This is a genomic window from Arsenicicoccus bolidensis DSM 15745 (assembly GCF_000426385.1).
Classification (GTDB): domain Bacteria; phylum Actinomycetota; class Actinomycetes; order Actinomycetales; family Dermatophilaceae; genus Arsenicicoccus; species Arsenicicoccus bolidensis.
Genome location: NZ_AUFG01000019.1, coordinates 46259 through 69965 on the forward strand (window position 1 = coordinate 46259; position 23707 = coordinate 69965).

24 protein-coding genes and 1 tRNA gene are annotated in these 23707 nt (G+C 72.8%); 17 read left to right on the forward strand and 8 right to left on the reverse strand.

All coding sequences use genetic code 11. The annotated features are described in order from the left end of the window. Positions 1-104 precede the first annotated feature (104 nt). The 6 genes from K313_RS0111510 to K313_RS23545 all read left to right on the forward strand — a co-directional run bounded on the left by K313_RS0111510 (position 105) and on the right by K313_RS23545 (position 5840). Positions 105-755 (forward strand): SDR family oxidoreductase, encoded by a 651-nt coding sequence (locus K313_RS0111510; RefSeq protein WP_029211749.1) that lies wholly within the window; start codon positions 105-107, stop codon positions 753-755. A 112-nt stretch (positions 756-867) separates the two neighbouring features. Further along, entirely contained in the window at positions 868-1128 is a 261-nt protein-coding gene (locus tag K313_RS0111515) for an HU family DNA-binding protein (RefSeq protein ID WP_029211750.1), read from the forward strand. A gap of 14 nt (positions 1129-1142) precedes the next feature. Continuing rightward, positions 1143-2963, forward strand: a complete 1821-nt coding sequence (gene glmS, locus K313_RS0111520) for a glutamine--fructose-6-phosphate transaminase (isomerizing) (RefSeq protein ID WP_029211751.1) — start codon at positions 1143-1145, stop codon at positions 2961-2963. A gap of 185 nt (positions 2964-3148) precedes the next feature. Continuing rightward, positions 3149-4699, forward strand: coding sequence for an amidohydrolase (locus tag K313_RS0111525; RefSeq protein WP_029211752.1), 1551 nt, complete (start codon positions 3149-3151; stop codon positions 4697-4699). A 231-nt stretch (positions 4700-4930) separates the two neighbouring features. Next, positions 4931-5662, forward strand: coding sequence for a type IV toxin-antitoxin system AbiEi family antitoxin domain-containing protein (locus K313_RS20925; protein ID WP_051274116.1), 732 nt, complete (start codon positions 4931-4933; stop codon positions 5660-5662). Beyond that, on the forward strand, positions 5652-5840 hold the full coding sequence (locus K313_RS23545; protein ID WP_156911355.1) for a PDDEXK family nuclease: 189 nt from the start codon (positions 5652-5654) through the stop codon (positions 5838-5840). The genes K313_RS20925 and K313_RS23545 overlap by 11 nt, the downstream gene beginning before the upstream one ends. A gap of 192 nt (positions 5841-6032) precedes the next feature. On the opposite strand, the gene K313_RS0111535 is transcribed toward K313_RS23545, so the two are convergent. Beyond that, positions 6033-7256, reverse strand: a complete 1224-nt coding sequence (locus K313_RS0111535; RefSeq protein ID WP_029211753.1) for a globin domain-containing protein — start codon at positions 7254-7256, stop codon at positions 6033-6035. Positions 7257-7417: 161 nt separating this feature from the next. Between K313_RS0111535 and K313_RS0111540 the strand changes: the two genes are divergently transcribed. Together K313_RS0111540 and K313_RS0111545 are read left to right on the forward strand one after the other, a co-directional pair. After that, entirely contained in the window at positions 7418-8353 is a 936-nt protein-coding gene (locus K313_RS0111540; protein WP_029211754.1) for a pirin family protein, read from the forward strand. Further along, the gene (locus K313_RS0111545) at positions 8350-8991 is read left to right on the forward strand and encodes a phosphoesterase PA-phosphatase (protein WP_156911357.1); all 642 of its coding nucleotides are present in this window, start codon (positions 8350-8352) and stop codon (positions 8989-8991) included. Before K313_RS0111540 ends, K313_RS0111545 begins: the two co-directional genes overlap by 4 nt. A gap of 52 nt (positions 8992-9043) precedes the next feature. Here the strand turns inward: K313_RS0111545 and K313_RS0111550 are convergent, their stop codons facing one another. From K313_RS0111550 to K313_RS0111560, 3 genes are all read right to left on the reverse strand, one after another. Beyond that, positions 9044-10198, reverse strand: coding sequence for an NAD(P)/FAD-dependent oxidoreductase (locus tag K313_RS0111550; protein WP_029211756.1), 1155 nt, complete (start codon positions 10196-10198; stop codon positions 9044-9046). 272 nt (positions 10199-10470) lie between these two features. Then, positions 10471-10547: transfer RNA gene (locus K313_RS0111555), tRNA-Pro, on the reverse strand. Positions 10548-10620: 73 nt separating this feature from the next. Beyond that, positions 10621-11565, reverse strand: coding sequence for a metallophosphoesterase (locus tag K313_RS0111560; protein WP_029211757.1), 945 nt, complete (start codon positions 11563-11565; stop codon positions 10621-10623). A gap of 89 nt (positions 11566-11654) precedes the next feature. Here K313_RS0111560 and K313_RS0111565 point away from each other — a divergent pair, with 89 nt between their 5' ends. After that, on the forward strand, positions 11655-12107 hold the full coding sequence (locus K313_RS0111565; RefSeq protein WP_029211758.1) for a GatB/YqeY domain-containing protein: 453 nt from the start codon (positions 11655-11657) through the stop codon (positions 12105-12107). A gap of 335 nt (positions 12108-12442) precedes the next feature. On the opposite strand, the gene K313_RS0111570 is transcribed toward K313_RS0111565, so the two are convergent. Beyond that, positions 12443-14848 carry a penicillin-binding protein gene (locus tag K313_RS0111570; protein ID WP_029211759.1) on the reverse strand — a complete coding sequence of 802 codons (2406 nt, stop codon included), beginning with the start codon at positions 14846-14848 and terminating at the stop codon, positions 12443-12445. Positions 14849-15034: 186 nt separating this feature from the next. On the opposite strand from K313_RS0111570, the gene K313_RS20930 reads away from it, so the two are divergent. Then, the gene (locus K313_RS20930; RefSeq protein WP_034252972.1) at positions 15035-15364 is read left to right on the forward strand and encodes a WhiB family transcriptional regulator; all 330 of its coding nucleotides are present in this window, start codon (positions 15035-15037) and stop codon (positions 15362-15364) included. 40 nt (positions 15365-15404) lie between these two features. Here K313_RS20930 and K313_RS0111580 read toward each other — a convergent pair whose 3' ends face one another. After that, positions 15405-16580: an ArsA family ATPase gene (locus K313_RS0111580; protein WP_029211761.1), complete on the reverse strand. Its 1176-nt coding sequence runs from the start codon at positions 16578-16580 to the stop codon at positions 15405-15407. Beyond that, positions 16577-17617: an ArsA-related P-loop ATPase gene (locus tag K313_RS0111585; protein ID WP_029211762.1), complete on the reverse strand. Its 1041-nt coding sequence runs from the start codon at positions 17615-17617 to the stop codon at positions 16577-16579. Before K313_RS0111585 ends, K313_RS0111580 begins: the two co-directional genes overlap by 4 nt. Before the next feature lie 51 nt (positions 17618-17668). Here K313_RS0111585 and K313_RS23550 point away from each other — a divergent pair, with 51 nt between their 5' ends. Genes K313_RS23550 through K313_RS0111605 form a run of 4 tightly spaced genes read left to right on the forward strand, consistent with a single transcriptional unit; the run spans position 17669 to position 20070 of the window. After that, the gene (locus K313_RS23550; protein ID WP_019285160.1) at positions 17669-17824 is read left to right on the forward strand and encodes a Sp36 family protein; all 156 of its coding nucleotides are present in this window, start codon (positions 17669-17671) and stop codon (positions 17822-17824) included. A gap of 14 nt (positions 17825-17838) precedes the next feature. Beyond that, positions 17839-18315 (forward strand): RidA family protein, encoded by a 477-nt coding sequence (locus K313_RS0111595; protein ID WP_029211763.1) that lies wholly within the window; start codon positions 17839-17841, stop codon positions 18313-18315. A 7-nt stretch (positions 18316-18322) separates the two neighbouring features. Further along, on the forward strand, positions 18323-19228 hold the full coding sequence (locus K313_RS0111600; RefSeq protein ID WP_019285158.1) for an NUDIX hydrolase: 906 nt from the start codon (positions 18323-18325) through the stop codon (positions 19226-19228). Next, positions 19225-20070: an MBL fold metallo-hydrolase gene (locus tag K313_RS0111605; protein ID WP_019285157.1), complete on the forward strand. Its 846-nt coding sequence runs from the start codon at positions 19225-19227 to the stop codon at positions 20068-20070. Before K313_RS0111600 ends, K313_RS0111605 begins: the two co-directional genes overlap by 4 nt. Positions 20071-20186: 116 nt before the next feature. Here K313_RS0111605 and K313_RS0111610 read toward each other — a convergent pair whose 3' ends face one another. Continuing rightward, positions 20187-20864: a Crp/Fnr family transcriptional regulator gene (locus K313_RS0111610; RefSeq protein ID WP_029211765.1), complete on the reverse strand. Its 678-nt coding sequence runs from the start codon at positions 20862-20864 to the stop codon at positions 20187-20189. 63 nt (positions 20865-20927) lie between these two features. Between K313_RS0111610 and nth the strand changes: the two genes are divergently transcribed. From nth to K313_RS0111625, 3 genes are read left to right on the forward strand one after another with little or no spacing between them, the layout of a single operon-like run. Next, positions 20928-21734: an endonuclease III gene (gene nth, locus K313_RS0111615; RefSeq protein ID WP_019285155.1), complete on the forward strand. Its 807-nt coding sequence runs from the start codon at positions 20928-20930 to the stop codon at positions 21732-21734. Then, positions 21731-22384: an NUDIX hydrolase gene (locus K313_RS0111620; RefSeq protein ID WP_029211766.1), complete on the forward strand. Its 654-nt coding sequence runs from the start codon at positions 21731-21733 to the stop codon at positions 22382-22384. Before nth ends, K313_RS0111620 begins: the two co-directional genes overlap by 4 nt. A gap of 6 nt (positions 22385-22390) precedes the next feature. Beyond that, positions 22391-23596 (forward strand): MarP family serine protease, encoded by a 1206-nt coding sequence (locus K313_RS0111625; RefSeq protein WP_029211767.1) that lies wholly within the window; start codon positions 22391-22393, stop codon positions 23594-23596. Positions 23597-23707 lie beyond the last annotated feature (111 nt).

The window sequence follows — 23707 nt, forward strand, 5'->3', positions numbered from 1 at the left end:
CCTCTGCCAGGAACCTAGCAACGACCACCGACACACCCCCTCGGGGCATGAACCCGGACGTGTCGTCGTTGGCACGAAGACACCCCGAACGGAAAGGACTCCTCATGTCCCGCATCGCCGTCATCGGTGGCCACGGCAAGGTCGCCCTGCTCCTCGCCCCTCTCCTCGTCGCCGACGGTCACGAGGTCACCTCGATCATCCGCAACCCCGAGCACGCCGCCGACGTGGAGGCGACCGGTGCCACCGCGCGCGTCGCCGACGTCGAGCGGCTCGACACGGACGGCATCGCCGACGTGCTCCGCGGGCACGACGCGGTCGTCTGGTCCGCCGGCGCCGGCGGGGGAGACCCCGAGCGGACGTATGCCGTCGACCGCGACGCCGCGATCCGCTCGATGGACGCGGCCGGCCAGGCCGGCGTCCAGCGCTACGTGATGGTGAGCTACCACGGGGCCGGCCAGGACCACGGGGTGGACCCCGACGACGCCTTCCACGCGTACGCGCAGGCCAAGGCCGACGCCGACACCTACCTCAAGCGCACCGACCTCGCGTGGACGATCCTCGGGCCGAGCCGGCTCTCCCAGGACCCGGGCAGCGGTCGCATCGCCACCCCTGGCGTCAAGGACGCGGCCGTGTCGCGCGCCAACGTCGCCGCGGTGATCGTCGCGACGGTCGACCGGTCCGGCCTCACGGGCCAGACGATCGAGTTCAACGACGGCGACACCCCCATCGCGGAGGCGCTGGCCGACCTCGGCTGAGGCCGAGCGAGAGCGAGGCTCAAGCCCGCCCAAGGAGTGCAAACCGCCGATTTCCTGCCCGATATCGGGCAGGAACTTGTCGTATGACGTCCCTCCGCCTCACCATCATCCTGTGCACGACCCCGACATCGTCGATCGCGTCGCCGCCTCGACCGGCCTGAGCCGCTCCGAGGCCGAGCGCGTCGTCGACGACGTCGTGGCCTGGCACCGGGAGGGCGTCGAGGACTACGTCCACCGCCGCCACGCCCACCTCAAGACCTACGGCACCCGCAACGCCGAGGCGTTCGCCATCATCGCGGACGAGCTGCGATCGCGGGTCGTCGCGGCGCCCGAGCTGTCCGAGCGACAGCTGCGGCGCATCATCTACGGCTGACCAGGAGATCACCCATGTGCGGCATCGTCGGATACATCGGATCCCAGCCCGCGGCACCCCTTCTCGTCGAGGGGCTGCAGCGGCTGGAGTACCGCGGCTACGACTCGGCCGGCCTCGCCGTGCTCGGTCGGACGGGAACCACGGTGGTGCGCACCGTCGGTCGCGTCCGCGGGCTCGAGGCTGCGCTGCCCAAGCGGCTCGCCGGCAAGGTCGGCATCGGCCACACCCGGTGGGCGACCCACGGACCCGCGGCCGAGCGCAACGCCCACCCGCACCGCAGCGAGGACGGTCGGATCTCGGTGGTGCACAACGGGATCATCGACAACGCCACCGCGCTGCGCGCCCAGCTCACCTCTGCCGGGGTGGAGCTCGCCAGCGACACCGACACCGAGGTCGTCGCCCACCTCGTCGCCTGCTCCGGCGCCGACACCCTCGAGGGCGCCGTGCTGGAGGCCCTCGACCGCATCACCGGCACCTACGCGCTCGCCGTGGTCGACGAGCGTCACCCGGACCGGATCGTGGTGGCCCGCAACGGCTCTCCGCTGATCATCGGCGTGGGGGACGGCGAGATGTTCCTGGCCTCGGACGTGGCAGCCCTGGTCCGTCATACGACCTCCGTGGTGCACCTCGACGACGGCGAGCTGGCGACCATCACCGCCACGGGCTTTCGCACGTTCACGGCCGACGGCGAGGACACCGGGCGCACGCCCGTCGAGATCGCCGTCGCCGCAGAGGATCTCGAGCTGGCCGGGCACGAGCACTACATGCGCAAGGAGATGCTCGAGCAGCCCGACAGCGCCGAGGCCGTCATCCGTGGCCGGCTCGACGAGCGCTTCGGCACCGCCCGGCTCGACGGCCTCAACCTCGCCCCGCGCGAGCTGCGCGGGTTCCGGCGCGTCAAGATCCTCGGCTGCGGATCCGCCTACTACGTGGGGCAGCTCGGCGCCCAGCTGCTCGAGGAGCTCGCCCGCGTCCCCGCCGATGCCGAGGCCGCCTCCGAGTTCCGCTACCGCAACCCCGTGATCGAGCCGGACACGCTCTACGTCGTCGTGTCGCAGAGCGGCGAGACCGCCGACACGGCCTTTGCCGTGCAGGAGGTCAAGCGCAAGGGCGGCCAGGTCGTCGCCCTCGTCAACGTCGTCGGCTCGACCATCGCCCGCGAGGTCGACGGTGGCATCTACCTGCACGCCGGACCCGAGATCGCGGTCGCCTCGACCAAGGCGCTCACCAACATGGCCATGGCCTTCGCGATGCTGGCGCTGCTCATCGGGCGCGTGCACGACCTGTCGGTCGCTGACGGCAAGCGAATCATCAACGGACTCAAGGCGATCCCCGCGCAGATCCGCGAGATCCTCGACCAGGAGGGCGAGATCGCCGAGCTCGCCCGCGAGATCGCCGGCTCCCAGAGCGCGTTCTACATCGGACGCGTGCGCGGCTTCCCGGTCGCGCGCGAGGGCGCGCAGAAGCTCAAGGAGGTCAGCTACATCCACGCCGAGGCCTACCAGACCTCCGAGCTCAAGCACGGCCCGCTGGCCCTGATCGACGAGTCCATGCCCACCGTCGCGATCATCCCCGACGACGACCTCACCGACCGCAACGTGGCCGCGGCCGAGCAGGTGCTGGCGCGCAAGGGCCCGCTCGTCGCCATCACCCACCCCGGAGTCGACCTGTCCCACCTCGGGATCCGCTCGATCGTCGTGCCTCGCAACGAGCCCGAGCTCGACCCGATCCTGCTGACCATCCCCACGCAGCTCATCGCCTACCACGCGGCCCTCGCGCTCGGCCACGACATCGACAAGCCGCGCAACCTGGCCAAGTCCGTCACCGTCGAGTGACGGCGCGGGGTCGTCTTGGCCGGCTGCCCCCGTCGCGAGCTCCATCCGCCGTCTGCGGCTGCGGCCCCGGTCTCGTGCTGCAGCCCGAGACCGGCGCCAGCGAGCAAGACGGTGGACAGGGCGCCAGACGCCACGTCGTGGACGCCCACCTCCGAGCGGCCCGGCGCGCCAGGTAGCGTCGCCGCATGAGCTCGACCTCCCTCCTGATCCACGACGTGCGCCCGGTCGGCCTCGACGGGCCCGCCGGCAGGGCGGCGTCGCTGTCGCGAGGCGAACCTGTCGAGCCGGTCGAGCCTGTTGACGTCTTGGTGATCGACGGGGTGATCCGCGAGGTCGGCCCACGCCTGACGGGTCGCGCGGGCCGAGGCGTCGACGTGCTCGACGCCGGTGGCCGCTTCGGCATACCGGGCCTGTGGGACCAGCACGTCCACCTCGACCAGTGGGCGCTGCAGCAGGTGCGGCTCGACACGACGCTCGCCACGGGGCCGGGCGACGTCGTCGAGCTGGTGCGCCGCCGGGTCGCGGAGCTCGGGACGGCCGACCGGACCAGCGTGGTCCAGGGCTGGGGACATCGCTCGTCGACCTGGGCCGGGGCTCGCACCGCCGCCGCGCTGGACGACGTCAGCGGCGAGCACCCGGTCGTCCTCATCAGTGGTGACGCCCATCACGGGTGGATGAACTCCGTTGCGCTGCAACGACTGGGCTTCCCGACCGGGGCTGGCGCGGGCGTGGTGGAGGAAGGGCCCTGGTTCGCGGCCTACGGGCGTCTGGGGGCGACCTTCGGGCCCGACCCGCACCTCGACGACGGACTTCGGACCGTGCTGCGATCGGCCGCCGAGCTCGGCGTCGTCGGTGTCGTGGACTTCGAGTTCGGCGGGGCGCTGGGGTCGTGGCCGGGCCGGGTGGCCGCGGGGCTGGACACGCTGAGGGTGCGGGCATCGACCTACGAGGACGGCCTGGCCGACGTGCTCGCCCGCGGTCTGCGCACCGGGGACTCGCTGGACGCGACCGGACTGGTCACCATGGGCCAGCTCAAGCTCATCTCCGACGGCTCGCTCAACACCCGTACGGCGCACTGCTGCTCGCCCTACCTCGACGGGACCGGACGCGGCGCGCAGAACTACTCGGCCGAGCAGCTGGTGGAGCTCCTCGGCCAGGCCGCCCGGGCGGGGCTCGAGTGCGCCGTGCACGCCATCGGGGACGCCGCGGTCGAGATCGCCCTCGACGCCTTCGCGGCGACGCGGGCACACGGCTCGATCGAGCACGCCCAGCTCGTGCGGTGGCCCGACGTGCCTCGGCTCGCGGCGCTGGGCCTGCGCGCCAGCGTCCAGCCCGCGCACCTGCTCGACGACCGCGACGTGAGCGACGGCTGCTGGGCCGACCGGACCGAACGCTGCTTCGTGCTGCGGTCGATGCTCGACGCCGGCATCGGGCTGGCCCTCGGGTCCGACGCCCCCGTGTCCCCGCTCGACCCCTGGCTCGCGATGGCTGCCGCGGTCCACCGTTCCGGCGATGACCGCGCGCCGTGGCACCCGGAGCAGGCCATCTCCGTGCGCGAGGCGCTCGCCGCCTCGGTCGACGGTCAGCGGCTCGTGCCCGGATCACGCGGCGACGTCGTCCTGCTCGACACGGACCCCCTTGCCCTGCAGGGGGACTCGCGCGAGGTTGCGCACGGGCTGCGGCGGATGCGCGCCGGCGCCACGATCGTCGCCGGCCGCCTGGTCCACGGCCTCTGAGCCGTATGCCGCGCGCACTGCCGCGTGCACAACTGCTGCACTACCGCGCACGCATACCGCGAATTCCGTTGTGGCACAGCGCGCGAGTGCCGCGACGCAGCCGGATGTGCAGCAGTTGATCGCGGGTAGCGCTCCAGCACCAGCCACCCAGCACCTCGGTAGCCACGAGGCGGGCCAGGGTCCTGTGGATGACGCGCTCGGCCGCCCGCCGGACCTGGGCATGCTGGTCCGATGCGCACCGTTGCCGAGATGATCGCCGAGCTGGGGCACGTCGCGACGTGGTCCGAGCTGCAGCCGCACGTCACCCGCCGCGCCGTCACCGCAGCGATGACGCGTGGCGAGGTCGAGCGCCTGAGCCGCGACCGCTATGCCACGCCCGGACTTCACGCCGCGCGGCGCGAGGCGGAGCGGCACCACGGGGTCGTGTCGCACCTCAGCGCCGCGGTGCATCACGGGTTCAAGGTGCGCACCCCGCCGGCGCGTCCGCAGGTCACGGTGCCGGGCACGCACCACGTGACCCGGGCGGACGAGGACTGCTGCGAGATCAGGCTCCGGCACCTGGGGCCGGGCGACCACGCGCAGGGAGTCACCACGCCCCTGCGCACGGTGGTGGACTGCGCACGCGACCTGCCGTTCGAGGAGGCGCTGTGCGTCGCGGACTCCGCCTTGCGCTCGAGCCTGGTCACCCCGGACGACCTGGTCTCGCTCGCACGCCGCGCGCGAGGGCCAGGTGCCCGGGCGCTGAGGCGGGTGGCGCAGCAGGCAGACGGTGGCTCGTCCGGTCCGATGGAGACGGTGCTGCGGGTCATCTCCCTCGACCGCGGCCTCGACCTGTCGACCCAGCTGCAGATCGTGGATCACGGCTTGTTCGCGGTCGTGGATCTGGGTGACCCCGCCCTGCGGCTCGCCGTGGAGGCCGACTCGTTCGCCTGGCACGGCGATCGCCGGGCCCTTGGATCGTGACTGTCGCCGCTACGACGAGCTCGTCGTGTGGGGGTGGACGGTCCTGCGGTTCAGCTGGGAGCAGGTGATGATCGACCGCGACTTCGTCGAGTGGTGCTTCACGCACGTCCTCGACGGGAGGGACGGCGTCTCCCCGCCCGTCCCCCCGCGTCCGGGGCGTCGCCGCCGCCCACTGTGACCAACTGCTGCACATCGGATGGCGTCACCGACGAATTCCGTTGCAGCACAATGACTAGGTGCGAACGTGACCCCCTATCTGCAGCAGTTGGTCGCGCGGGAGCAGCCGCAGTGCCAGCCCGCCCGCCGGCCAGCCGCACGCCAACGGCCCGCCCACACGAGGTGGACGGGCCGCCGGCCGGCAGGACGCGGGTCAGGCCGCGTTGTCGGCGTTGTCGGGGTTCTGCGCCCACAGGTCGGGGCCGAAGACCTCGTAGCTGATGTCCTCGGGCGCGACGCCCTTGTCGATCAGGGTGCGCCGCACGACCTGCATGAACGGCAGCGGGCCGCACATGAACACCTTGGCGCCCGAGGGGATCTCGGCGTCGGACAGGTCCATCAGGCCCGGCCGGGCGGGGTGGATGGTGGGGGCGGACTCCGCCTCCTCCTCGTACCAGAACTGACCGACGACGTCGTTCATCGCCTCGGCCTGCCCGCGCATGGAGGTGTAGAGCGCCTGCGTGGAGTGCGAGCGGTCGGCGTGGAAGACGCGGATCGAGCGGTGCGGCTGGCGCTGGGACAGGTCCTCGAGGATCGCCGCCATCGGGGTGATCCCGATGCCCGCGGAGACGAGCACCAGCGGTGCCTCGGACTCCTCGAGCACGACGTCGCCGGCTGGCTGGGAGACCTCGAGGACGGTCCCGACCTGCGCGTTGTCCGCGAGCCAGTTGCTGACCTGGCCGTCCGGCACGTCGTCGGCGCCGTGCACGCGCTTGATGGTGAGGCGGAAGGCCTCACGCCCGGGCACGCCGGAGATGGTGTACTGCCGCGGCTGGCGCTCGCCGCCGGGCAGGTCCACGGCGACGCCGACGTACTGACCGGTGCGGTGGGACGGCAGCTCCCCCTCCGCGGGCTTGATGACCAGTGAGAAGGATTCGGGCGTCTCGTCGTCGCGCTCGACCACGGTGTAGGGGCGATAGGGGTGCTCGGGGTCGGTCCCGCCGAGGGCGTAGAGCTTGCCCTCCTCCGCGATGAGCTGGCACGCGAACAGCCAGTACACCTCGTCCCACGCGGAGGCGATCTCGGGGGTGACGGCGTCGCCGAGGACGTCGCCGATGGCCCACATGAGGTGGTGGCCGACGATGGTGTACTCGTAGGACTTGATGCCGAGCGAGACGTGCTTGTGCGCGATGCGCTGCATGATCGGCGTGAAGTCGGGGGCGGCCGGGTCGATCAGGTGGACGGCGTAGGCGACGACCGACGCGGCCAGCGCCTTGGGCTGCTCACCGATGGCCTGGTTGGCCTTGTTGAACACCCGCATCAGCTCGGGGTGCGCCTCGAACATGTGCGGGTAGAACCGCTTGGTGATCTCCTCGGCGTGCTCGGCGACGACGCCGGCCGTGGCCTTGACGGTCTCGGTGGACTGCGGTGACAACATGTGGGGATTCTCCTCGCGTCCCGGCGTCAGCGCCGGGGAGTAATTACGGGATTTAGAGGAACAAAGGTCAGCGTAACGCCTTCGCTTGGCAGTCGCCCCTCGGAGTGGCATGGTTCCCTCATGCGTCTCCCTCTGACCCGTTCTGGGGCAATGGACTTCGTATGACGCACGCCCTGGCGCCTCGACTCGTTCCGCTCGGCGGCCCGCGGGCCATGACCGTCCGCCGCACGCTGCCCCACCGTGACCGGACCCTGGTGGGGCCGTGGTGCTTCGTCGACCACTACGGGCCCGACGACGTGGCGGTCACCGGCGGGATGCTCCTGCCGCCCCACCCGCACATCGGGCTGGCCACGGTGAGCTGGCTCTTCGACGGGGAGCTCGAGCACCGCGACAGCCTCGGCACCTCGGTGGTCGTGCGTCCCGGTGAGCTCAACCTGATGACCGCCGGCGACGGCATCGCCCACTCCGAGGTCTCGACGGACGCCACGACGACCCTGCGCGGCGCCCAGCTGTGGCTGGCCCTGCCCAGCGGATCCCGGGGCGTGGCACCGCGGTTCGAGCACCACGCCCCCACGCCCGAGCAGGACGAGCACGGCACGCTGCGCGTCGCGATCGGATCGCTCCAGGGGGTCACGTCTCCCGTCGAGGTCGAGTCGCCCACGGTGGCAGCGGAGCTCGTCGTCCGTCCCGAGGCGGAGCGCGCCGTGCGGCTGGACCCGGCATACGAGCACGCGGTCCTCGTCGACTGCGGGGTCGTGGTCGTCGACGGGCACGTCGTCGCGCCCGGCAGCCTCCGGCTCCTCGACGCGGGACGCACCAACCTCGGCGTGCGGGCCGGGGCCCACGGAGCGCGCCTGCTGCTGATCGGCGGGGAGCCGATGGACGAGTCCCTCGTCATGTGGTGGAACTTCGTCGGTGGCAGCGACGAGGAGGTGCGCGCCGCCCGCGCGGACTGGATGACGGCGATCGGCGCGGACGACGATGGTGACCGTCCTGAGCGGTTCGGTGCGGTGCCGGGATGGCCGGCCACGTCCGTCCTGCCCGCCCCCACCCTGCCGGCAGCGCCCATGCGCCCGCGCCCACCCCGGCGGTCATGAGCTCCACGAAGGACCCCTGGGACGGCCACCCGGACGTCGTGCGCCTGCTCGGTGCGCCACCGTCCCGCTGGGCCGACGTGGTCGGGCGGGTGCTCGACCCGAGCTGGCAGACGCTCGTGCTGGCGCTGGTGGTCTCGTTGCGCCACAGCCCCACGGTCGCGAGCGGGCTGGGGTGGGCGGTGGCCGCCACCACCTTCTGCGTGGTCGTGCCGTATGCCGTCCTGGCCGCCCTCGTCGGTCGCGGGCACGTCACGGACCGTCAGGTGGTGATCCGTGAGCAGCGCCGGATCCCGCTCCTCGCGGCGCTCGCCTCGGTGGTCGTGGGGCTGGTGACGCTCGCCCTCGTCGGCGCGCCCCGCCCGCTCGTCGCCCTGGTCGCGACGGTCCTGGTGGGCCTGCTCGTCCTCGGCGGCGTGTCCCGGTGGCACAAGGCGTCCTTCCACGCCGCCGTGACCACGGTGTCCGTCGTGGTGCTCACGCGCGAGCTCGGCCCGGGGTTCCTGCTGGTGGGGGTCCCCGTGCTGGCGCTCGCCGCCTGGGCTCGGGTCCGTGCGGGCAGGCACAGCCGCGCGCAGGTCGCGGTGGGTCTGGTGGTGGGGGTGCTCGTCACCGCCCTGATCGACCACACGACGATCTGAGTCGCCCGTCCAGCGCCGCCAGGCCGGGCCGGGCAGCCAGGCCAGGCCAGCGTCAGACGTCGTCGATCGAGGCGCCCTCGGTGACCAGCTGCTCCGCCCGCTCGTAGTCGTCGTCCGCCTCGTAGGTCAGCGCCCCGACGACGATCCCGTCCTGGGCATACCAGACGGTGAGCCCCCCCGGCCGCTCAGCGACCCGGACCTCGTCGAAGCCGTCGCCCCACGCCGCGTGCTTGAGCCACCGGTCACCGATCTGCGACCAGAAGCCCGGCACCGCGGTCCAGGACTCGTCCCCACCTGCGGCGTTGCGCCCCGCGATCTCGCCCATGGTCAGCGCGTCGCCCCAGTGCTCGACGTGCAGCGGACGCCCCGCGGCGGCGTTGTGGGCGCGGGTCCCGTCGCCGGCCGCCCAGACGCCGTCGACCGAGGTGCGTAGCCGGTCGTCGACCACCACGCGCCCCTCGTGCGTCGAGATCCCCGTCCCCGCAAGGTAGTCCGTCGACGGGGCGACCCCCAGCGCAGCCAGGACGAGGTCGGGGGAGCGCGTCGTGCCGTCGGACAGGTGCACCTCGCGCGGCGCCCGCACGCTCGTGACCTCCACGCCGGTGACCAGCGCGACGCCCTCCTCGACCAGCCAGTCCTGGAGCAGCCGCGACGCCCGGTCGCCGAGCCGTGCGGCCTGGGGCGCCTGCTCGGTCGTGACGATCGTGACGTCGATGCCGCGCCGGGCCAGCGAGACGGCCGCCTCGCAGCCGATGAACCCCGACCCGATCACGACCGCCGACCGCGCATGGCTCGCCGCCTCCACCAGGCGCTCGGCGTCGGCGAGGCTGCGCAGCAGGTGCACGTCCGCGTCGGGGTCTGCGGTGGGCAGCCGGACGGGGGTGGCCCCCGAGGCGAGCACCAGTGCGTCATACGGGATCTCACGGCCCCCGGCGTGGATCACCCGGGCGTCGGGGTCGATGCGATCCACGTGGGCGCCGAGCTCGACGGTGATCCCGGTGAGCTCGGGGTCGGCGTCGTCGATCGCGACCGGCTCTGGGGGCAGATCCCCGCGCAGGACGTCCTTGCTGAGCGGGGGCCGCTGGTATGGCGGATGCCCGTCCGCCGTCACGACCAGCACCGGCCCGGGGCCACCGGCATCGCGATAGGCCTGGGCGGCCCTCACCCCCGCAGGTCCCGATCCGACGACGACCAGTCCGTGGCTCATGGCGGCTCCGCTCGTTCGATGCGTGTCCTCGGGAGGCGCGGTCGCGGTGCGCCGACCCTGTGTGCCTCGATCGCATACCCCGGCTGGGCCCCATCATCCGGCCCGCGTCCTCGGGCATCCCCGCGCTCGCAGCTCACGAACGCGCGATCCGGAGGCTCAGATCCGGACCTACGTGAGCTCCGAGCGCACGAATGGCCACCCGGTCCCGGCGCTGGGAGAGAAGAAAACCGGCCCTGGCCCGCGTTGCCGCGGATCAGAGCCGGTTGCTCAACTGGTCGGGGTGACAGGATTTGAACCTGCGACCTCGTCGTCCCGAACGACGCGCGCTACCAAGCTGCGCCACACCCCGTGTTGACTGACCGAGGATAGCCGACGAACGCCCCCGGACACGAATCGGTCCGGTCCGACGCCGACCGGCGCCGTCAGTCCCGAGCCCGGTCCCGCGCGCGCAGGGTGATCAGGGTCGCCTCGGGACGGCAGGCGAACCGCACGGGCGCGGTCGGGGACGTGCCGAAGCCCGCCGACACGTGCAGCCACGCGGCGTCGTCGGGCGCCTCGGACGACGGGGCGTTGTCGCAGCCGGGCCACCAGCGGGACAGGCCCTTGACCCGCTCGCGGCCGAGGTCGCAGTTGGTGACCAGCGCGCCGTAGAACGGGACGCACACCTGCCCGCCGTGCGTGTGACCGGCGATCACCAGGTCGGCACCGTCGCGCGTGAAGGCGTCCAGCGTGCGCAGGTACGGCGCGTGCGCCACCCCGATCGTGAGGGCGGCGTCGGGGTCGGCGGGCCCCGCGACCTCGTCATACCGGTCCCGCTCGATGTGCGGGTCGTCGACGCCGACCAGCTCGAGGTCCAGGCCCTCGACGCTCAGGTGGCCGCGGCGGTTGTTGAGGTTGAGCCAGCCGGCGTTCTCGAAGCCGCGCACGAGGTCCTGCGTCGGCAGCCGGGTGCGATCGCCCTCGACGCGGGCATGGTCGGAGGTGAAGTAGCGGAAGGGGTTCTTGATGACCGGCGCGAAGTAGTCGTTGGACCCCATCACGAAGGCGCCCGGCCGCTCCATCAGCGAGCCCATCGCGTCCAGCGCCGCGGGCACGGCCTGGAGGTGGGCGAGGTTGTCGCCGGTGTTGATCACCAGGTCCGGCTCGAGCGCGTCCAACGAGCGCACCCACTCGATCTTGCGCCGCTGCGACGGCACCAGGTGCATGTCGGACACGTGCAGGACGCGCAAGGGGGCGGAGCCACGCGGCAGCACGGGCGCGGTGACCCGCCGCAGCGTGAAGGAGTTGCGCTCGACCAACGAGGCATACGCGAGGGTGGCGGCTCCGGCCGCGGTGACGCCGGTGAGGGTGCGCGCGAGAGTGTTCATCACGGCCATGCTCCCAGACATCCAGCCCGTATGACGGCCCGACGTCATCTCGGGTGACCGCACGGTGGCGGGGGAGGACACTGGTGCCCATGAGCACTCTGAAGCAGACCCTCCAGCACGACCTGACCGAGGCGATGCGCGCCCGCGACCAGGTCCGCACCGCCACGCTGCGCATGGCGCTGACCGCCGTGACGACCGCCGAGGTGGCGGGGGAGCACCACGAGCTGACCGATGCCGACGTCCTCAAGGTCCTGACCAAGGAGGCCAAGAAGCGGACGGACGCGGTCGAGGCCTACCAGGCGGCGGGACGGCCGGAGCTCGCGGAGGTCGAGGAGGCCGAGCGCGCGGTGCTCGAGGGCTATCTGCCGGCGCAGCTGGACGACGCGGCCATCGACGCGCTGGTCGCCGAGGCCGTGACCGAGACGGGCGCGACCGGTATGCCGCAGATGGGCCAGGTCATGAAGGCCGCCCAGGCCAAGGCGGCGGGGCAGGCCGAGGGCGGACGGATCGCCGCAGCCGTGAAGCGGGCCCTCGCCTCCTGACGGGTCGCCGCTCCCCGACCGCGCCGCTCCGCCCGGTCGTTGTCGTCGAGGTTCTTGCGTTCGTGGTGTCCAGCAGCGGCCGTGGCACCGGATGGCGGTTGTGGCGTGCTGCAGCACGCCGCGTGCACTGGCCGTCGCCACAGGAACCGGTCGCCGCCACCGGCGCAGCACGCGCGAGGCGCCCGCCCCCACGTGGGGGCGGGCGCCTCGGCATACGGGCTCGTCCTGTGCTTCATCCGCCCGACCCGGGTGCTAAGGCGGGCTGATGTGCCTACCTCAGGTAGGCACATCGACCCGGGGTGCTAAGGCGGGCTGATGTGCCTACCTGAGGTAGGTCAGGGCGCCGGGGGAGCCGCGGGGGGTGCTGCTGGGGGTGCGGCCGCGCGGTTGGCGGTGGGCGCGCGGGGGGTTGAGCGGACGCCGGTGGAGATGCGGAGCGTCACCGCGCTGCCCTTGGGGGCGCGATCCGTCGGGCGGGTGCGGGCGACCGTGCCGCGGGGGTAGCCGCTGGCGACGCGACCGCCCACGGTGACCCGGAAGCCGGCCGCCTCGATCGCGCTCGTGGCCTCGTCGACCGACATGCCCCGGACGTCCGGGATGTCGACGGTGCGTCCGTCGTCGGCGGGCTGAGCGGCCTGGCCGAACGGAACGACCGGCTTGCCGTCGTGCGCGGCCCGCATGACGCCCTGCCAGATCGGGCCGGGGATCAGGTAGCCCATGGCCTTCGGGTAGTAGCGCGCGTTCCCGTCGACGGAGTGCAGGCGCATGCGGGCCCAGGACCCGTTGTTCTGGTCGGGGGTGCCCGCCCAGACGGCGGTGGAGTACTGCGGGGTGGCGCCGACGAACCAGGTCTCGTTGTCGGCGTCGGTGCCGGTCTTGCCGATGGACGGGCGGCCGATCTGGACGGGACGGCCCGTGCCCTCGGTCATGACGGTCTGGAAGATCCCGGCGGCCTGGTTGGCGATGCCTTCCTCCAGCACGCGGCGGCATCCCGGCAGCTGCAGGTCGACCTTCTTGCCGTCGCTGTCGGTGACCGACTCGAGCGGCGTGTTGGGGCAGGAGATGCCGCGGTTGGCGACGATGGCGTACATCTGGGCCATGGTCTCGGGGCTGGCGTCCTCACCGAGGAGCAGGGTGGGGGGATAGGTGCTGAGCGGCTTGCCGTCCTGGGAGCCGTCCTCGGCCGAGCGGCGCGAGTTGTGCATCCCCATGGCGAGCGCCGTGTTGCGGATGTTGCAGGTGCCGATGTCGGCGGCCAGCGCGACGAAGGCGGTGTTGATCGAGTTGCGCGTGGCGATCCCGATGTCCGCTCCGGGCGGGGGGTCGTCACCCTCGGCGTTGCCCGGTGTCCAGGGCGCGCCGGCACCCGTGGTGCAGCCGTTCTGGAAGTCACGGGGGTACCAGGGGGTGCCCGGGGGGCGGATGTCCGGGATGACATAGCTCTCGCCCTTGCCCTGCTTGAGGGCTTCGATCACGGCGAAGAGCTTCATGGTCGAGCCGACGCTGAAGCCGCCCGAGGCGCCGTAGCGGAAGTCCGCGCCCCAGTTGACCTGGGTCTTGCCCGGCTCCGGCTTGCCGGTCGGGTTGTAGCTCGTCGACTGGACCATCGCGCGGATCTTGCCGGTGTTGGACTCGATCGTGGTCGCGGCCGCGCCGAACGTCGGGTAGTCCTGCGGCGAGATGATCCGGCCCATGGACTCGGCGGCGCGCTCCTGCAGGTCGGGGTCGAGGGTCGTCACGATGCGGTAGCCGCCGCGGCGGATCCGACCCTCGCGCTCGTTGGGCTGCGTGCCGAAGGCTGGCAGCGTCTTGAGGTAGTTGACGACGTAGTTGCACCAGTAGGGGTAGCTCGACGCGGCGCAGCTGTTCTTGGGCGGGTCGGCCTTGATGACACCCAGGGGCGAGGCCTTGGCGGTCTTGAGCTGGGTCGCGTCGATGTAGCCGTACCGGTGCATCGCGTCCAGCACGACGTTGCGGCGGGTGAGAGCGGCCTTGGGGTTCTTGACGGGGTCGTTGGCGCCCGGCTGCTGGACGACACCGGCGAGGGTCGCGGCCTGCGGGATCGTCAGCTTGGCCGCCGTGGTCCTGAAGTAGTGCCGCGCAGCGGCCTCCACGCCATACGCCTGGTCCCCGAAGTAGACCAGGTTGAGGTAGTTCTGCAGGATCTGCTCCTTGGTCATCTCCTTCTCGACCTGGGCGGCGTACTTGAGCTCCTGCAGCTTGCGGGAGGCCGTCACGGCCTTGGCCGCCTTGGCCGCCTTGGTGTCGCCGCGATCCAGGGCAGCCTTCTCGAGGGTGACCTTGACGTACTGCTGCGTGAGGGTCGAGGCGCCGCGGGCGGTCCCGCCCAGCGCCGCGCCGGCGACCGCCGAGCCGATGCCCTCGAGGTCGACGCCCCCGTGCTCGTAGAAGCGGTGGTCCTCGATCGACACCTGCGCCTTCTGCATCCACGGCGAGATCGCGCTCAGCGGCACGACGATGCGGTTCTCGCTGTAGAGCGTGGCGATGACGGTCTTGCCGTCGGAGGCGAGCAGCTCGGACTGCTGCTGAGGCACCACGGAGGTGAACTCCGTGGGAAGAGCTTCGTAGACCTCCGTGCCGGACTTGACGACGGTCCCCATCATCGCCGTGGCTGGGATGAGCAGCCCCGCCCCGAGGAACCCACCGACCACGGAGACGGCGAGGAATGCCGCCAACAGGCTCATCACGGTGGGGATGGCGCTCAGTCGTCCCTGCTTCATGGGCCCAGCGTACTTTTTTTCGCTCCACCCGTAACTCACCGCCGGGGGGCGCGTTTACAGCACAGAAGACACCAACCGCAGCACGTGTGACTAGTCCTTGTGATCGACCGTAACCCCCCGGACGAGCCATGTGTCGCGAACCGAAGAACACCTACCCTTACGGGTGAAGACTGGGAGGCTTTCGACATGACTGTTCTGACTGCGCGCTCTGGTGAGCGCGCCGGCCAGCAGTGGATCCAGGAGTGGGCACCGCTCGGCAACTGCGTGGCGCAGGACCCCGACGCGTTGTTCGTCCAGGGAGCCGCCCAGCAGCAGGCCAAGCAGATCTGCGTCGGGTGCCCGGTCATCGCCGATTGCCTGGCCGACGCCCTCGACAACCGCACGGAGTTCGGTGTGTGGGGCGGCATGACCGAGCGCGAGCGCCGTGCCCTGCTCAAGCGCCGCCCGGACGTCCAGTCGTGGCGTCCCGTGCTCGAGGCGATGCTCAACCGCAGCAACCCCAACAAGGTCGCCTGACCCGCACCTCACGCACGCCGACCGGCTCGACGAGGGTGCGTCAGCCCGCGAGGGACGCCCCAACCCGCCGCAGCGCGGCGAGGTCGTGCACGTCCGTCGCCTCCGCGGCCGCCACGCTGACCAGCAGGCCGGGGCGGCTCGACCGCAGCTCCGCCAGCACCTGCGCGTGGCGCTCCGCCACCCGGTCCGACGCAGCCCCCACCCGCAGCAGTGCCCGGGCCGCCCGGGCCGCCCCAGCCTCCTGACTCCCTCCCGTCAGTCGCTCCGCGGCCCCGTCCGCCCCTCGTGCGTCCAGCGTCCCCGTCGCTGGGCGCACGAGCCGGTTGAGGACCAGCGCGGCGGCCGGCATCCCCTCGGACCGCAGGCGCCGCAGGAAGTAGTCGGCCTCGCGCAGCGCCGTCATCTCCGGCGTCGCCACCACCACGAACGCCGTGCCCGGCTCCGAGAGCCGGGCGTAGGTCTGCTCGGCGCGCTCGCGGAAGCCCCCGAAGGTCGAGTCCAGCGCCGCCACGAAGGTCTGCACGTCCCCCAGCAGCTGGGTCCCCAGCACCTTGGACAGCACGCCCGACACCAGCGCCATGCCGCCACCGAGCGCCCGCACACCGACCCGTCCCCCGAGTCGTGCGGGGGCCGTGAGCAGCCGGATCAGCCGGCCGTCGAGGAAGGACCCGAGCCGCTCGGGCGCGTCCAGGAAGTCCAGCGCGGACCGGCTCGGGGGCGTGTCGACGACGATCAGGTCCCACGTGCCGTCCCGCTCGGCCTGCGTGCGGAGCTGGCCGAGCTTCTCCATCGCCATGTACTCCTGCGTGCCCGCGAACGAGCTCGACACCGACTGGTAGAAGGGGTTGGCGAGGATCTGCTCGGCGGCCTCCGGGGTCGCGTGCGCCACGACGACCTCGTCGAAGGTTCGCTTCATGTCGAGCATCATCGCGTCCAGGCGCCCGCCCCGCGTCTCGTCGATGCCGACCACGGTCCGCGGGCGGTCGTCGAGCTCGGACAGCCCGAGCGACTGGGCGAGCCGGCGCGCCGGGTCGATGGTGAGCACGACCACGCGGCGTCCGGCCTCGGCGGCGTGCAGGGCGAGGGCCGCGGACGTTGTGGTCTTGCCCACCCCGCCCGAGCCGCAGCAGAGCACCACGCGGGTGGCCGGGTCCCGGACCAGGGCGGCGAGGTCCGAGGCCGTATGCCGGGCGCCGGGGCGGGGCGGGGTCGTCATACGAGCGCTCCGACCTGCGAGGTGAGCGCGGCCGCGAGCCGGGGGAGGGTGCGCGGACCGGCGCCGCCCTCGAGCGTGGGCAGCAGGACGGTGGGGAGCTCCAGGGCGTCGAGGATCTCCTGCTGCTCGCCCTCGGCCAGGAGTCGCTCGGCGTGACCGCGGGCGTGCTCGAGGAGCCGGCGGGCGGTCTCGTCGGGGTCGGGGACCTGCGCCGCGCGCAGCTCCTCGGCGATGGCCGTCAGGTCGACGTCGCCGTCGACCGCCGCGTGGAAGGCGTCGAGGTCGTCCTCGCCGAGCCCGTCGTCGCGGACCTGGTTGACCACGAGCAGACCCGTGCGCAGGCCCGCGGCCCGCAGCTCGGTGATCGCCTCGACGGTCTCGGTCACGGGCATCTCCTCGAGGACCGTCACGAGGTGGACCACGGTCTGGTCCGAGTGGATGACCGCCGTGACCGCGTCGGCCTGCGCCTTGATCGGCCCCACGCGCGCCAGGTCGGCGACCTCGGCGTTGGCCTCGAGGAAGCGGACCACCCGACCGGTCGGCGGCGCGTCCACGACGACCACGTCATAGCTCTCGGGCGTGCCGCGACGCCGCTGGTGGCGGGGGGTGCGGCGGGTGGCCTCGTAGAGCTTGCCCATCACCAGCACGTCCCCGAGGCCCGGCGCGATGCTGGTCGCCAGGTCGACGGCACCCACCTGGTCCAGCACCGTCCCGGCGGGGCCGAGGTGGTAGTGGACGCGGAGGTACTCCATCAGCGAGGCCCGCGCATCGACCGCCAGCGCGTGCAGCTCGCCGCCCGCCGGCGTCACGTGCACCAGGCGCTCGTGGTCGTCGAGCGGGCTGCACCCGAGCACGGGGGCCAACGCCTGACGCTGCTCGACCTCGGCCAGCAGCACCCGGCGCCCGGACTCGGCCAGCGCCGTGGCCATCGCCGCCGCCACCGTCGTCTTGCCGGTGCCGCCCTTGCCGGTGACCACGTGCAGCCGGGCCTCGCGCCAGGCGTCCGGCCAGAGGTCGGGGGTGGGCGCGGTCGGCATACGGCTGATGCTAGTGCTGTGACCCTCGGCCGTGGTCGCTAGAGTGCGGGCATGACCACCTGGGAGTACGCCACCGTGCCGTTGATCGTCCACGCCACCAAGCAGATCCTCGACCAGTGGGGGCAGGACGGGTGGGAGCTCGTCACCGTCCTGCAGTCGGGCGAGGGCAACCTCGTCGCCTACCTCAAGCGCCCCAAGCAGGGCTGACGAGGAGTCGCGCCATGAGTGCAGTCGAGGATCGTCTCGCCGAGGTCGGGCTCAGCGTCCCCGACGTCGCCGCCCCCGTCGCGGCCTACGTCCCGGCGCTGCGCGACGGCCGGCGCATCCACACCTCCGGGCAGCTGCCGATGGTCCAGGGCTCGCTCGCCGCGACCGGCAAGGTCGGCGAGGGCGACGGGCTCGTGAGCCCCGAGCGCGCCAAGGAGCTTGCGCAGGTGTGCGCCCTCAACGCCATCGCCGCCGTGAAGTCGGTCGTGGGTGACCTCGACCAGGTCGCGCAGGTCGTCAAGGTGGTCGGGTTCGTCGCGAGCGACCCGTCCTTCACCGGCCAGCCCGGCGTCGTCAACGGCGCGAGCGAGCTGCTCGGGCATGCCTTCGGCGACCGCGGGGTGCACGCGCGGTCCGCGGTCGGGGTGGCCGTCCTGCCGCTCGACGCGCCGGTCGAGGTCGAGATCACCGTCGCGCTCGCCGACGACTGAGGACGTGATGGGCGACCAGGGCGGGGTCGTGCGCGACTTCCCCGCGGGCGGGCTCGGGACGCGCGCCCGCGCGTGGCTCGACGGCGACGCCGAGGTGCGTCGGCACCAGGTCCCGCGGTATGCCGCCACGGTGCAGCTGGTCCGCGACGCGTCCGTGAGCGGGGCCGCCGACGACGAGTCATCGTGCGGCGTCGAGGTGTTCATGCTGCGCCGTGTCGCCTCGATGGCGTTCGCCCCCCGCATGATGGTCTTTCCCGGCGGCGGGGTGGACCCGCGCGACGCCGACCCCGCCCTGGTCGCCGAGCACTGGGCCGGGCCCTCGCCCGCGTCCTGGGCGGCTCGGATGGACTGCCCCGACGACGTCGCCCAGCAGCTCGTCGTGGCCGCGGTGCGCGAGGTGTTCGAGGAGTGCGGGGTGCTGCTGGCGGGGCCCGACGCGACCACCGTCGTCGAGGACGTGCGCGACGCGGGGTGGCACGCCGACCGGGTCGCGCTCGAGGCCCGCGAGCTGTCGTTCACCGAGCTGCTGCGGCGCCGTGGGCTCGTGCTGCGGTCCGACCTGCTGTCCTATCGCGCTCACTGGGTGACCCCGGAGTTCGAGCCGCGGCGCTACGACACGGCGTTCTTCGCGGCGCTGCTGCCGGTCGGGCAGGTCCCCGACGACGCGACCTCGGAGGCCGACGCCGCGGGGTGGTGGCGTCCGGCGGACGTGCTCGCCGGCGCGCGTGACGGCTCGGTGCTCATGCTGCCGCCCACCCTGGTGGCTGTCGAGCAGCTGGCGGGCGCCGCGTCCTCGGCCTCGTTCGTCGCCGAGGAGCCCCTGGTCTGGTCGATCTCGCCCGACCTGGTCGAGGACGACGAGGGGCGGATCTGGATGCGCGCTCGGGTGCCCGACACCGGAGCCCGCTCGTGACCGCCCCTGGCACCCGCCTGGTGCAGCCGCCACCGACCGCCACGCCCTGGCTCGGCGGTGCCGTGACCTCGCGGGCAACCTGTGTCCTCGCCCCCAACCCCAGCCCGATGACCCTGGACGGCACCAACACGTGGGTGCTCGCGGAGCCGGGCAGCGGTGCCGTGGCGGTCGTGGACCCAGGGCCGCTGGACGAGCAGCACCTGCGCGCCGTGATCTCGCTCGTCGAGGAGCGCGGCGCCCGCGTCACCCACACCCTGCTTACCCACGGCCACGCCGACCACGCCGAGGGTGCAGGCAGGTTCGCCGAGCTCACGGGCACCCGGGTGCAGGCGATCGGGGACGGTCACGACGACCTGCGCGAGGGCTCGGTGCTGCACGTCGGTGACCTCGAGGTGGCCGTCCTGGCGACGCCGGGCCACACGTCCGACTCCGTGTCCTTCGTGCTCCCGGCCGACAACACCGTGCTGACCGGCGACACCGTGCTGGGTCGCGGCACCACGGTCGTGGCGCACCCCGACGGCGTGCTCGCCGACTACCTCGCCTCGCTGCGGCGCCTCCGGTCGCTGACCGGCAGCGGCGCCGTCACCCGGATCCTGCCCGGGCACGGGCCGACGGTCGACGCGGCGGACGAGGCCGTCGCCTACTACCTGCGGCACCGCGCCGACCGGCTCGACCAGGTGCGCGCCGCCCTCGCCGCCGGAGACACCACCGCCGACGAGGTGGTCGAGCGGGTGTATGCCGACGTGCCGCGCGAGGTCTGGCCCGCGGCCCGGCTCAGCGTGCTCGCCCAGATCGCTTACCTGCCCACCAGCCCTGATGCCGCGGCCGTCACCGACGGGTAGCGACCCGCGAGGGCACGTTGAACGATAAAAGGCCCGCTGAGACAGCGAGAAGTGACCTCTCAGGGCGCGTGGGGCCGAGTCAGGGGCGGGCCTCCGGCATACGGCCGGAGAAATCCTCAGCGGGCGCGGCGGTAGAGGCGCTCGATGTCCAGCAGCACGACCGAGCGGGCCTCGAGACGGATCCAGCCGCGGCCGGCGAAGTCGGCCAGCGACTTGTTGACCGTCTCGCGCGAGGCGCCGACGAGCTGGGCCAGCTCCTCCTGGGTGAGGTCGTGCGCGACGAGGACGCCGTCCTCGCAGGGGCGACCGAAGCGGCGGGACAGGTCGACGAGGGCCTTGGCCACGCGGCCGGGCACGTCGGTGAAGACCATGTCGGCGAGGGACTCGTTGGTGCGGCGCAGGCGACGGGCGAGCGCGGCCAGCAGGGTGAGCGAGACGTCGGGGCGGGCGCCCAGCCAGGTGCGCAGGCTGTCGTGGCCGAGGCCGACCAGGGAGGTCTCGGCGACCGCGGTGGCGGTCAGCGTGCGGGGGCCGGGGTCGAAGAGCGACAGCTCGCCGAACATCTCGGCCGGCCCGAGCACCGCGAAGAGGTTCTCGCGCCCGTCGCCGCTCGTGCGCCCGAGCTTCACCTTGCCGTCGACGATGATGTACAGGGCGTCGCCCTGGGCTCCCTCGTGGAACAGCACCTCTCCCCGCTCAAGGCTCACGGGGCTCATCGAGGCCCGCAGCGTGCTGGCTGCCTCGTCGTCGAGCGCCGCGAAGAGCGGAGACCTTCTCACCACGTCGTTGTCCACGTCGGTCATTGTGCCATCACGGACGTGCAGGGGTGTGACGGACCGCACGAGTAGCCTGATCGGGTGTCCACCCTCGATCCCGCCTCGCGTCCGACGCCCACCGGCGAGTCGCCGCTCGCGCTCAAGCGCCGCGCCCGACGGACCTATCGCGTCCTGCACGACACCTATCCCTACGCCATCGCCGAGCTGGACTTCACGACGCCGCTGGAGCTGTTGGTCGCGACCGTCCTGTCGGCGCAGACGACCGACGTGGGGGTCAACAAGGTCACCCCGGCGGTCTTCGCGCGCTACCCGGACGCGGCGGCCTACGCAGCGGCGGACCGCACCGAGCTGGAGGAGCTGGTCCGGCCGACCGGCTTCTACCGCGCCAAGACCGACGCCCTGATCAAGCTCGGGACCGCCCTCGTCGAGCGGTATGACGGGCAGGTCCCGGGCCGCCTCAAGGACCTCGTGACGCTGCCCGGCGTGGGCCGCAAGACCGCCAACGTCGTGCTCGGCAACGCGTTCGACGTCCCGGGCATCACGGTGGACACGCACTTCGGGCGCCTGGCGCGGCGCCTCGGGTGGACCGCCGAGGAGGACCCGGTCAAGGTCGAGCACGAGGTCGGCGCGCTGTTCCCCCGCAAGGAGTGGACGATGCTGTCGCACGTCCTCATCTACCACGGACGCCGCATCTGCCATGCCCGCAAGCCGGCGTGCGGGGTGTGCCCCGTGGCGGACCTCTGTCCGTCATACGGCGAGGGAGAGACCGACGCGACCAAGGCGCGCACGCTCGCCAAGTTCGAGCTCGCCCCCGGCGCACCCTGGCCGGAGCGGCTGGGAGAGGCCCCCTCGGGCCTGGCCGCCCGCTGGGCGCAGGAGGGCGTATGACGGTGGCCCGGCCCACCTGGCTGGACGAGCTCGTGGGCCAGGTGGAGACCACCCCGGCCCACTACTACTCAAGCTTCCTGCCGCCCGATCACGGAGCGGGACGGCGCGCCGGCGTGCTCGTCCTCGTCGGCCCCCGTGACGAGGACCCGAACGACCACGACATCCTGCTCACCGAGCGGGCGCACGGGATGCGGACGCACGCGGGGCAGGTCGCCTTCCCCGGCGGATCGGTCGACCCGGAGGACCGCGACGTCATCGACGCGGCGCTGCGGGAGGCCCACGAGGAGGTGGGCCTGGACCGGTCCTCCATCGACGTGCTCGCGACCCTGCCCGAGCTCTACATGCCCCACCGCGACTTCGGGATCACCCCCGTCGTCGGGTGGTGGCGCGACCCGCACCCGTTGACAGCCGGCGACCCGCGCGAGGTCGCCTCGGTCCTGCGGGCGCCCGTCTCCGTGCTCGTGGACCCCGCCAACCGGTTCACCGTGACGCATCCCAACGGCTACCGCGGGCCGGCGTTCGAGGTCGACGGGCTGCTCGTGTGGGGCTTCACGGCGGGGATCATCGCCAAGCTGCTGGACCTCGCGGGCCTCGCCGAGCCGTGGGACGACTCGCGTCACGAGGAACTTCCCGAGCGCATGTGGCGCTGAGCAGGCATGAGCCCAGTCGTCCTCGACGTGATCCTGCTCGTCGCCCTCGGCCTGCACACCGCCGCGGGCTGGCGTCGCGGTCTGGTCATGTCCGCCTTCGCGACGGCGGGCCTGGTCGCCGGGGCCGTCCTCGGCCTGCGCGCCCTGCCGCCGCTGCTCGAGAACGCCCAGGCGCTGCGTGACTCCCTCCTGCTGCGGGCCGCGGTCCTCGCGCTCGGGGTCCTGCTGCTCGCGGTGATCGGGGAGGCCCTGCTCGGACGCCTCGGCGCGCACCTGCGGTCGCGCAACCGCCTGCGCCCCACCCAGCTGCTGGACGCCGTCACCGGGGCCGTCGCGTCGGTGCTGGTCCTGGCCACGATCTACTGGTTCGTCGGGGACACCCTGCGCACGGCCGCGCCGGGGAGCGTGGCCCGCACCGTCGCCGGGTCGCGCGTCCTCGGGGCCGTCGACGCGGTGATGCCCGCCCAGGTCGGACGGGCGTTCGCGGACTTCCGGTCGCAGGTCGAGGCCAGCGAGTTCCCCCGCGTCTTCGAGGGGGTGGGGGCGGAGCCGATCGCGCCCGCCGCCCCGCCGGACCCGCGCGTCGCCCAGACGGCCGGTGTGGTCGCCGCGCGCGACTCGATCGTCAAGGTCGTCGGCGACGCGCCCGTGTGCCGTCGCGAGCAGGACGGCAGCGGCTGGGTGATGTCGCCGCAGCGGGTCGTCACCAACGCCCACGTGGTCGCCGGCACCGAGCGGGTCCGGGTGCAGGTCGGTGGGCAGGGACGGTCGTATGCCGCCACCGTCGTCTCGTTCGACCCCCGCCTGGACGTGGCGGTGCTGCACGTCCCCGACCTGCGGGCGCGACCGCTGCAGGTCGCCGACACGCTGCGCTCCGACGCGGACGCGGTGGTCGCGGGCTTCCCCGGCGGCGGGCCCTATCGCCTCGGCGCCGCCCGCGTCCGCTCGGTCATGTCGGCCCGCGGCGCCGACATCTACGGCAGCACGGGGGCCGTGCGCCAGGTCTACTCCCTCTATGCCACCGTCCGTCCCGGCAACTCGGGCGGCCCGCTGCTCACCACCGACGGACGCGTGGCGGGCACGATCTTCGCCCAGTCGGTCGACGACCCGAGCACGGGTTACGCCCTGACCAGCGCGGCCACCCGGCCCATCCTTGCGGAGGGTGTCTCCGACACCTCGCCCGCCGCCACGGGATCCTGCTCCGCCGCGTGACCGCGCACGACATCGTGTGAGCTGGGAGCTCAGTTCGGGTCGTGTGGGGCGCCGAAAGGAGGGGTCAGGCGACATGTCGTGAGCTGGGAGCTCAGTTCGGGTCGTGTGGGG

Bases quoted from the DNA above. Each gene is read 5' to 3' on its own strand.
- K313_RS0111510 (WP_029211749.1), top strand. From the start codon at position 105: ATGTCCCGCATCGCCGTCATCGGTGGCCACGGCAAGGTCGCCCTGCTC.
- glmS (WP_029211751.1), top strand. From the start codon at position 1,143: ATGTGCGGCATCGTCGGATACATCGGATCCCAGCCCGCGGCACCCCTT.
- K313_RS0111525 (WP_029211752.1), top strand. From the start codon at position 3,149: ATGAGCTCGACCTCCCTCCTGATCCACGACGTGCGCCCGGTCGGCCTC.
- K313_RS20925 (WP_051274116.1), top strand. From the start codon at position 4,931: ATGCGCACCGTTGCCGAGATGATCGCCGAGCTGGGGCACGTCGCGACG.
- K313_RS0111535 (WP_029211753.1), bottom strand. From the start codon at position 7,256: ATGTTGTCACCGCAGTCCACCGAGACCGTCAAGGCCACGGCCGGCGTC.
- K313_RS0111540 (WP_029211754.1), top strand. From the start codon at position 7,418: ATGACGCACGCCCTGGCGCCTCGACTCGTTCCGCTCGGCGGCCCGCGG.
- K313_RS0111545 (WP_156911357.1), top strand. From the start codon at position 8,350: ATGAGCTCCACGAAGGACCCCTGGGACGGCCACCCGGACGTCGTGCGC.
- K313_RS0111550 (WP_029211756.1), bottom strand. From the start codon at position 10,198: ATGAGCCACGGACTGGTCGTCGTCGGATCGGGACCTGCGGGGGTGAGG.
- K313_RS0111560 (WP_029211757.1), bottom strand. From the start codon at position 11,565: ATGAACACTCTCGCGCGCACCCTCACCGGCGTCACCGCGGCCGGAGCC.
- K313_RS0111565 (WP_029211758.1), top strand. From the start codon at position 11,655: ATGAGCACTCTGAAGCAGACCCTCCAGCACGACCTGACCGAGGCGATG.
- K313_RS0111570 (WP_029211759.1), bottom strand. From the start codon at position 14,848: ATGAAGCAGGGACGACTGAGCGCCATCCCCACCGTGATGAGCCTGTTG.
- K313_RS20930 (WP_034252972.1), top strand. From the start codon at position 15,035: ATGACTGTTCTGACTGCGCGCTCTGGTGAGCGCGCCGGCCAGCAGTGG.
- K313_RS0111580 (WP_029211761.1), bottom strand. From the start codon at position 16,580: ATGACGACCCCGCCCCGCCCCGGCGCCCGGCATACGGCCTCGGACCTC.
- K313_RS0111585 (WP_029211762.1), bottom strand. From the start codon at position 17,617: ATGCCGACCGCGCCCACCCCCGACCTCTGGCCGGACGCCTGGCGCGAG.
- K313_RS23550 (WP_019285160.1), top strand. From the start codon at position 17,669: ATGACCACCTGGGAGTACGCCACCGTGCCGTTGATCGTCCACGCCACC.
- K313_RS0111595 (WP_029211763.1), top strand. From the start codon at position 17,839: ATGAGTGCAGTCGAGGATCGTCTCGCCGAGGTCGGGCTCAGCGTCCCC.
- K313_RS0111600 (WP_019285158.1), top strand. From the start codon at position 18,323: ATGGGCGACCAGGGCGGGGTCGTGCGCGACTTCCCCGCGGGCGGGCTC.
- K313_RS0111620 (WP_029211766.1), top strand. From the start codon at position 21,731: ATGACGGTGGCCCGGCCCACCTGGCTGGACGAGCTCGTGGGCCAGGTG.
- K313_RS0111625 (WP_029211767.1), top strand. From the start codon at position 22,391: ATGAGCCCAGTCGTCCTCGACGTGATCCTGCTCGTCGCCCTCGGCCTG.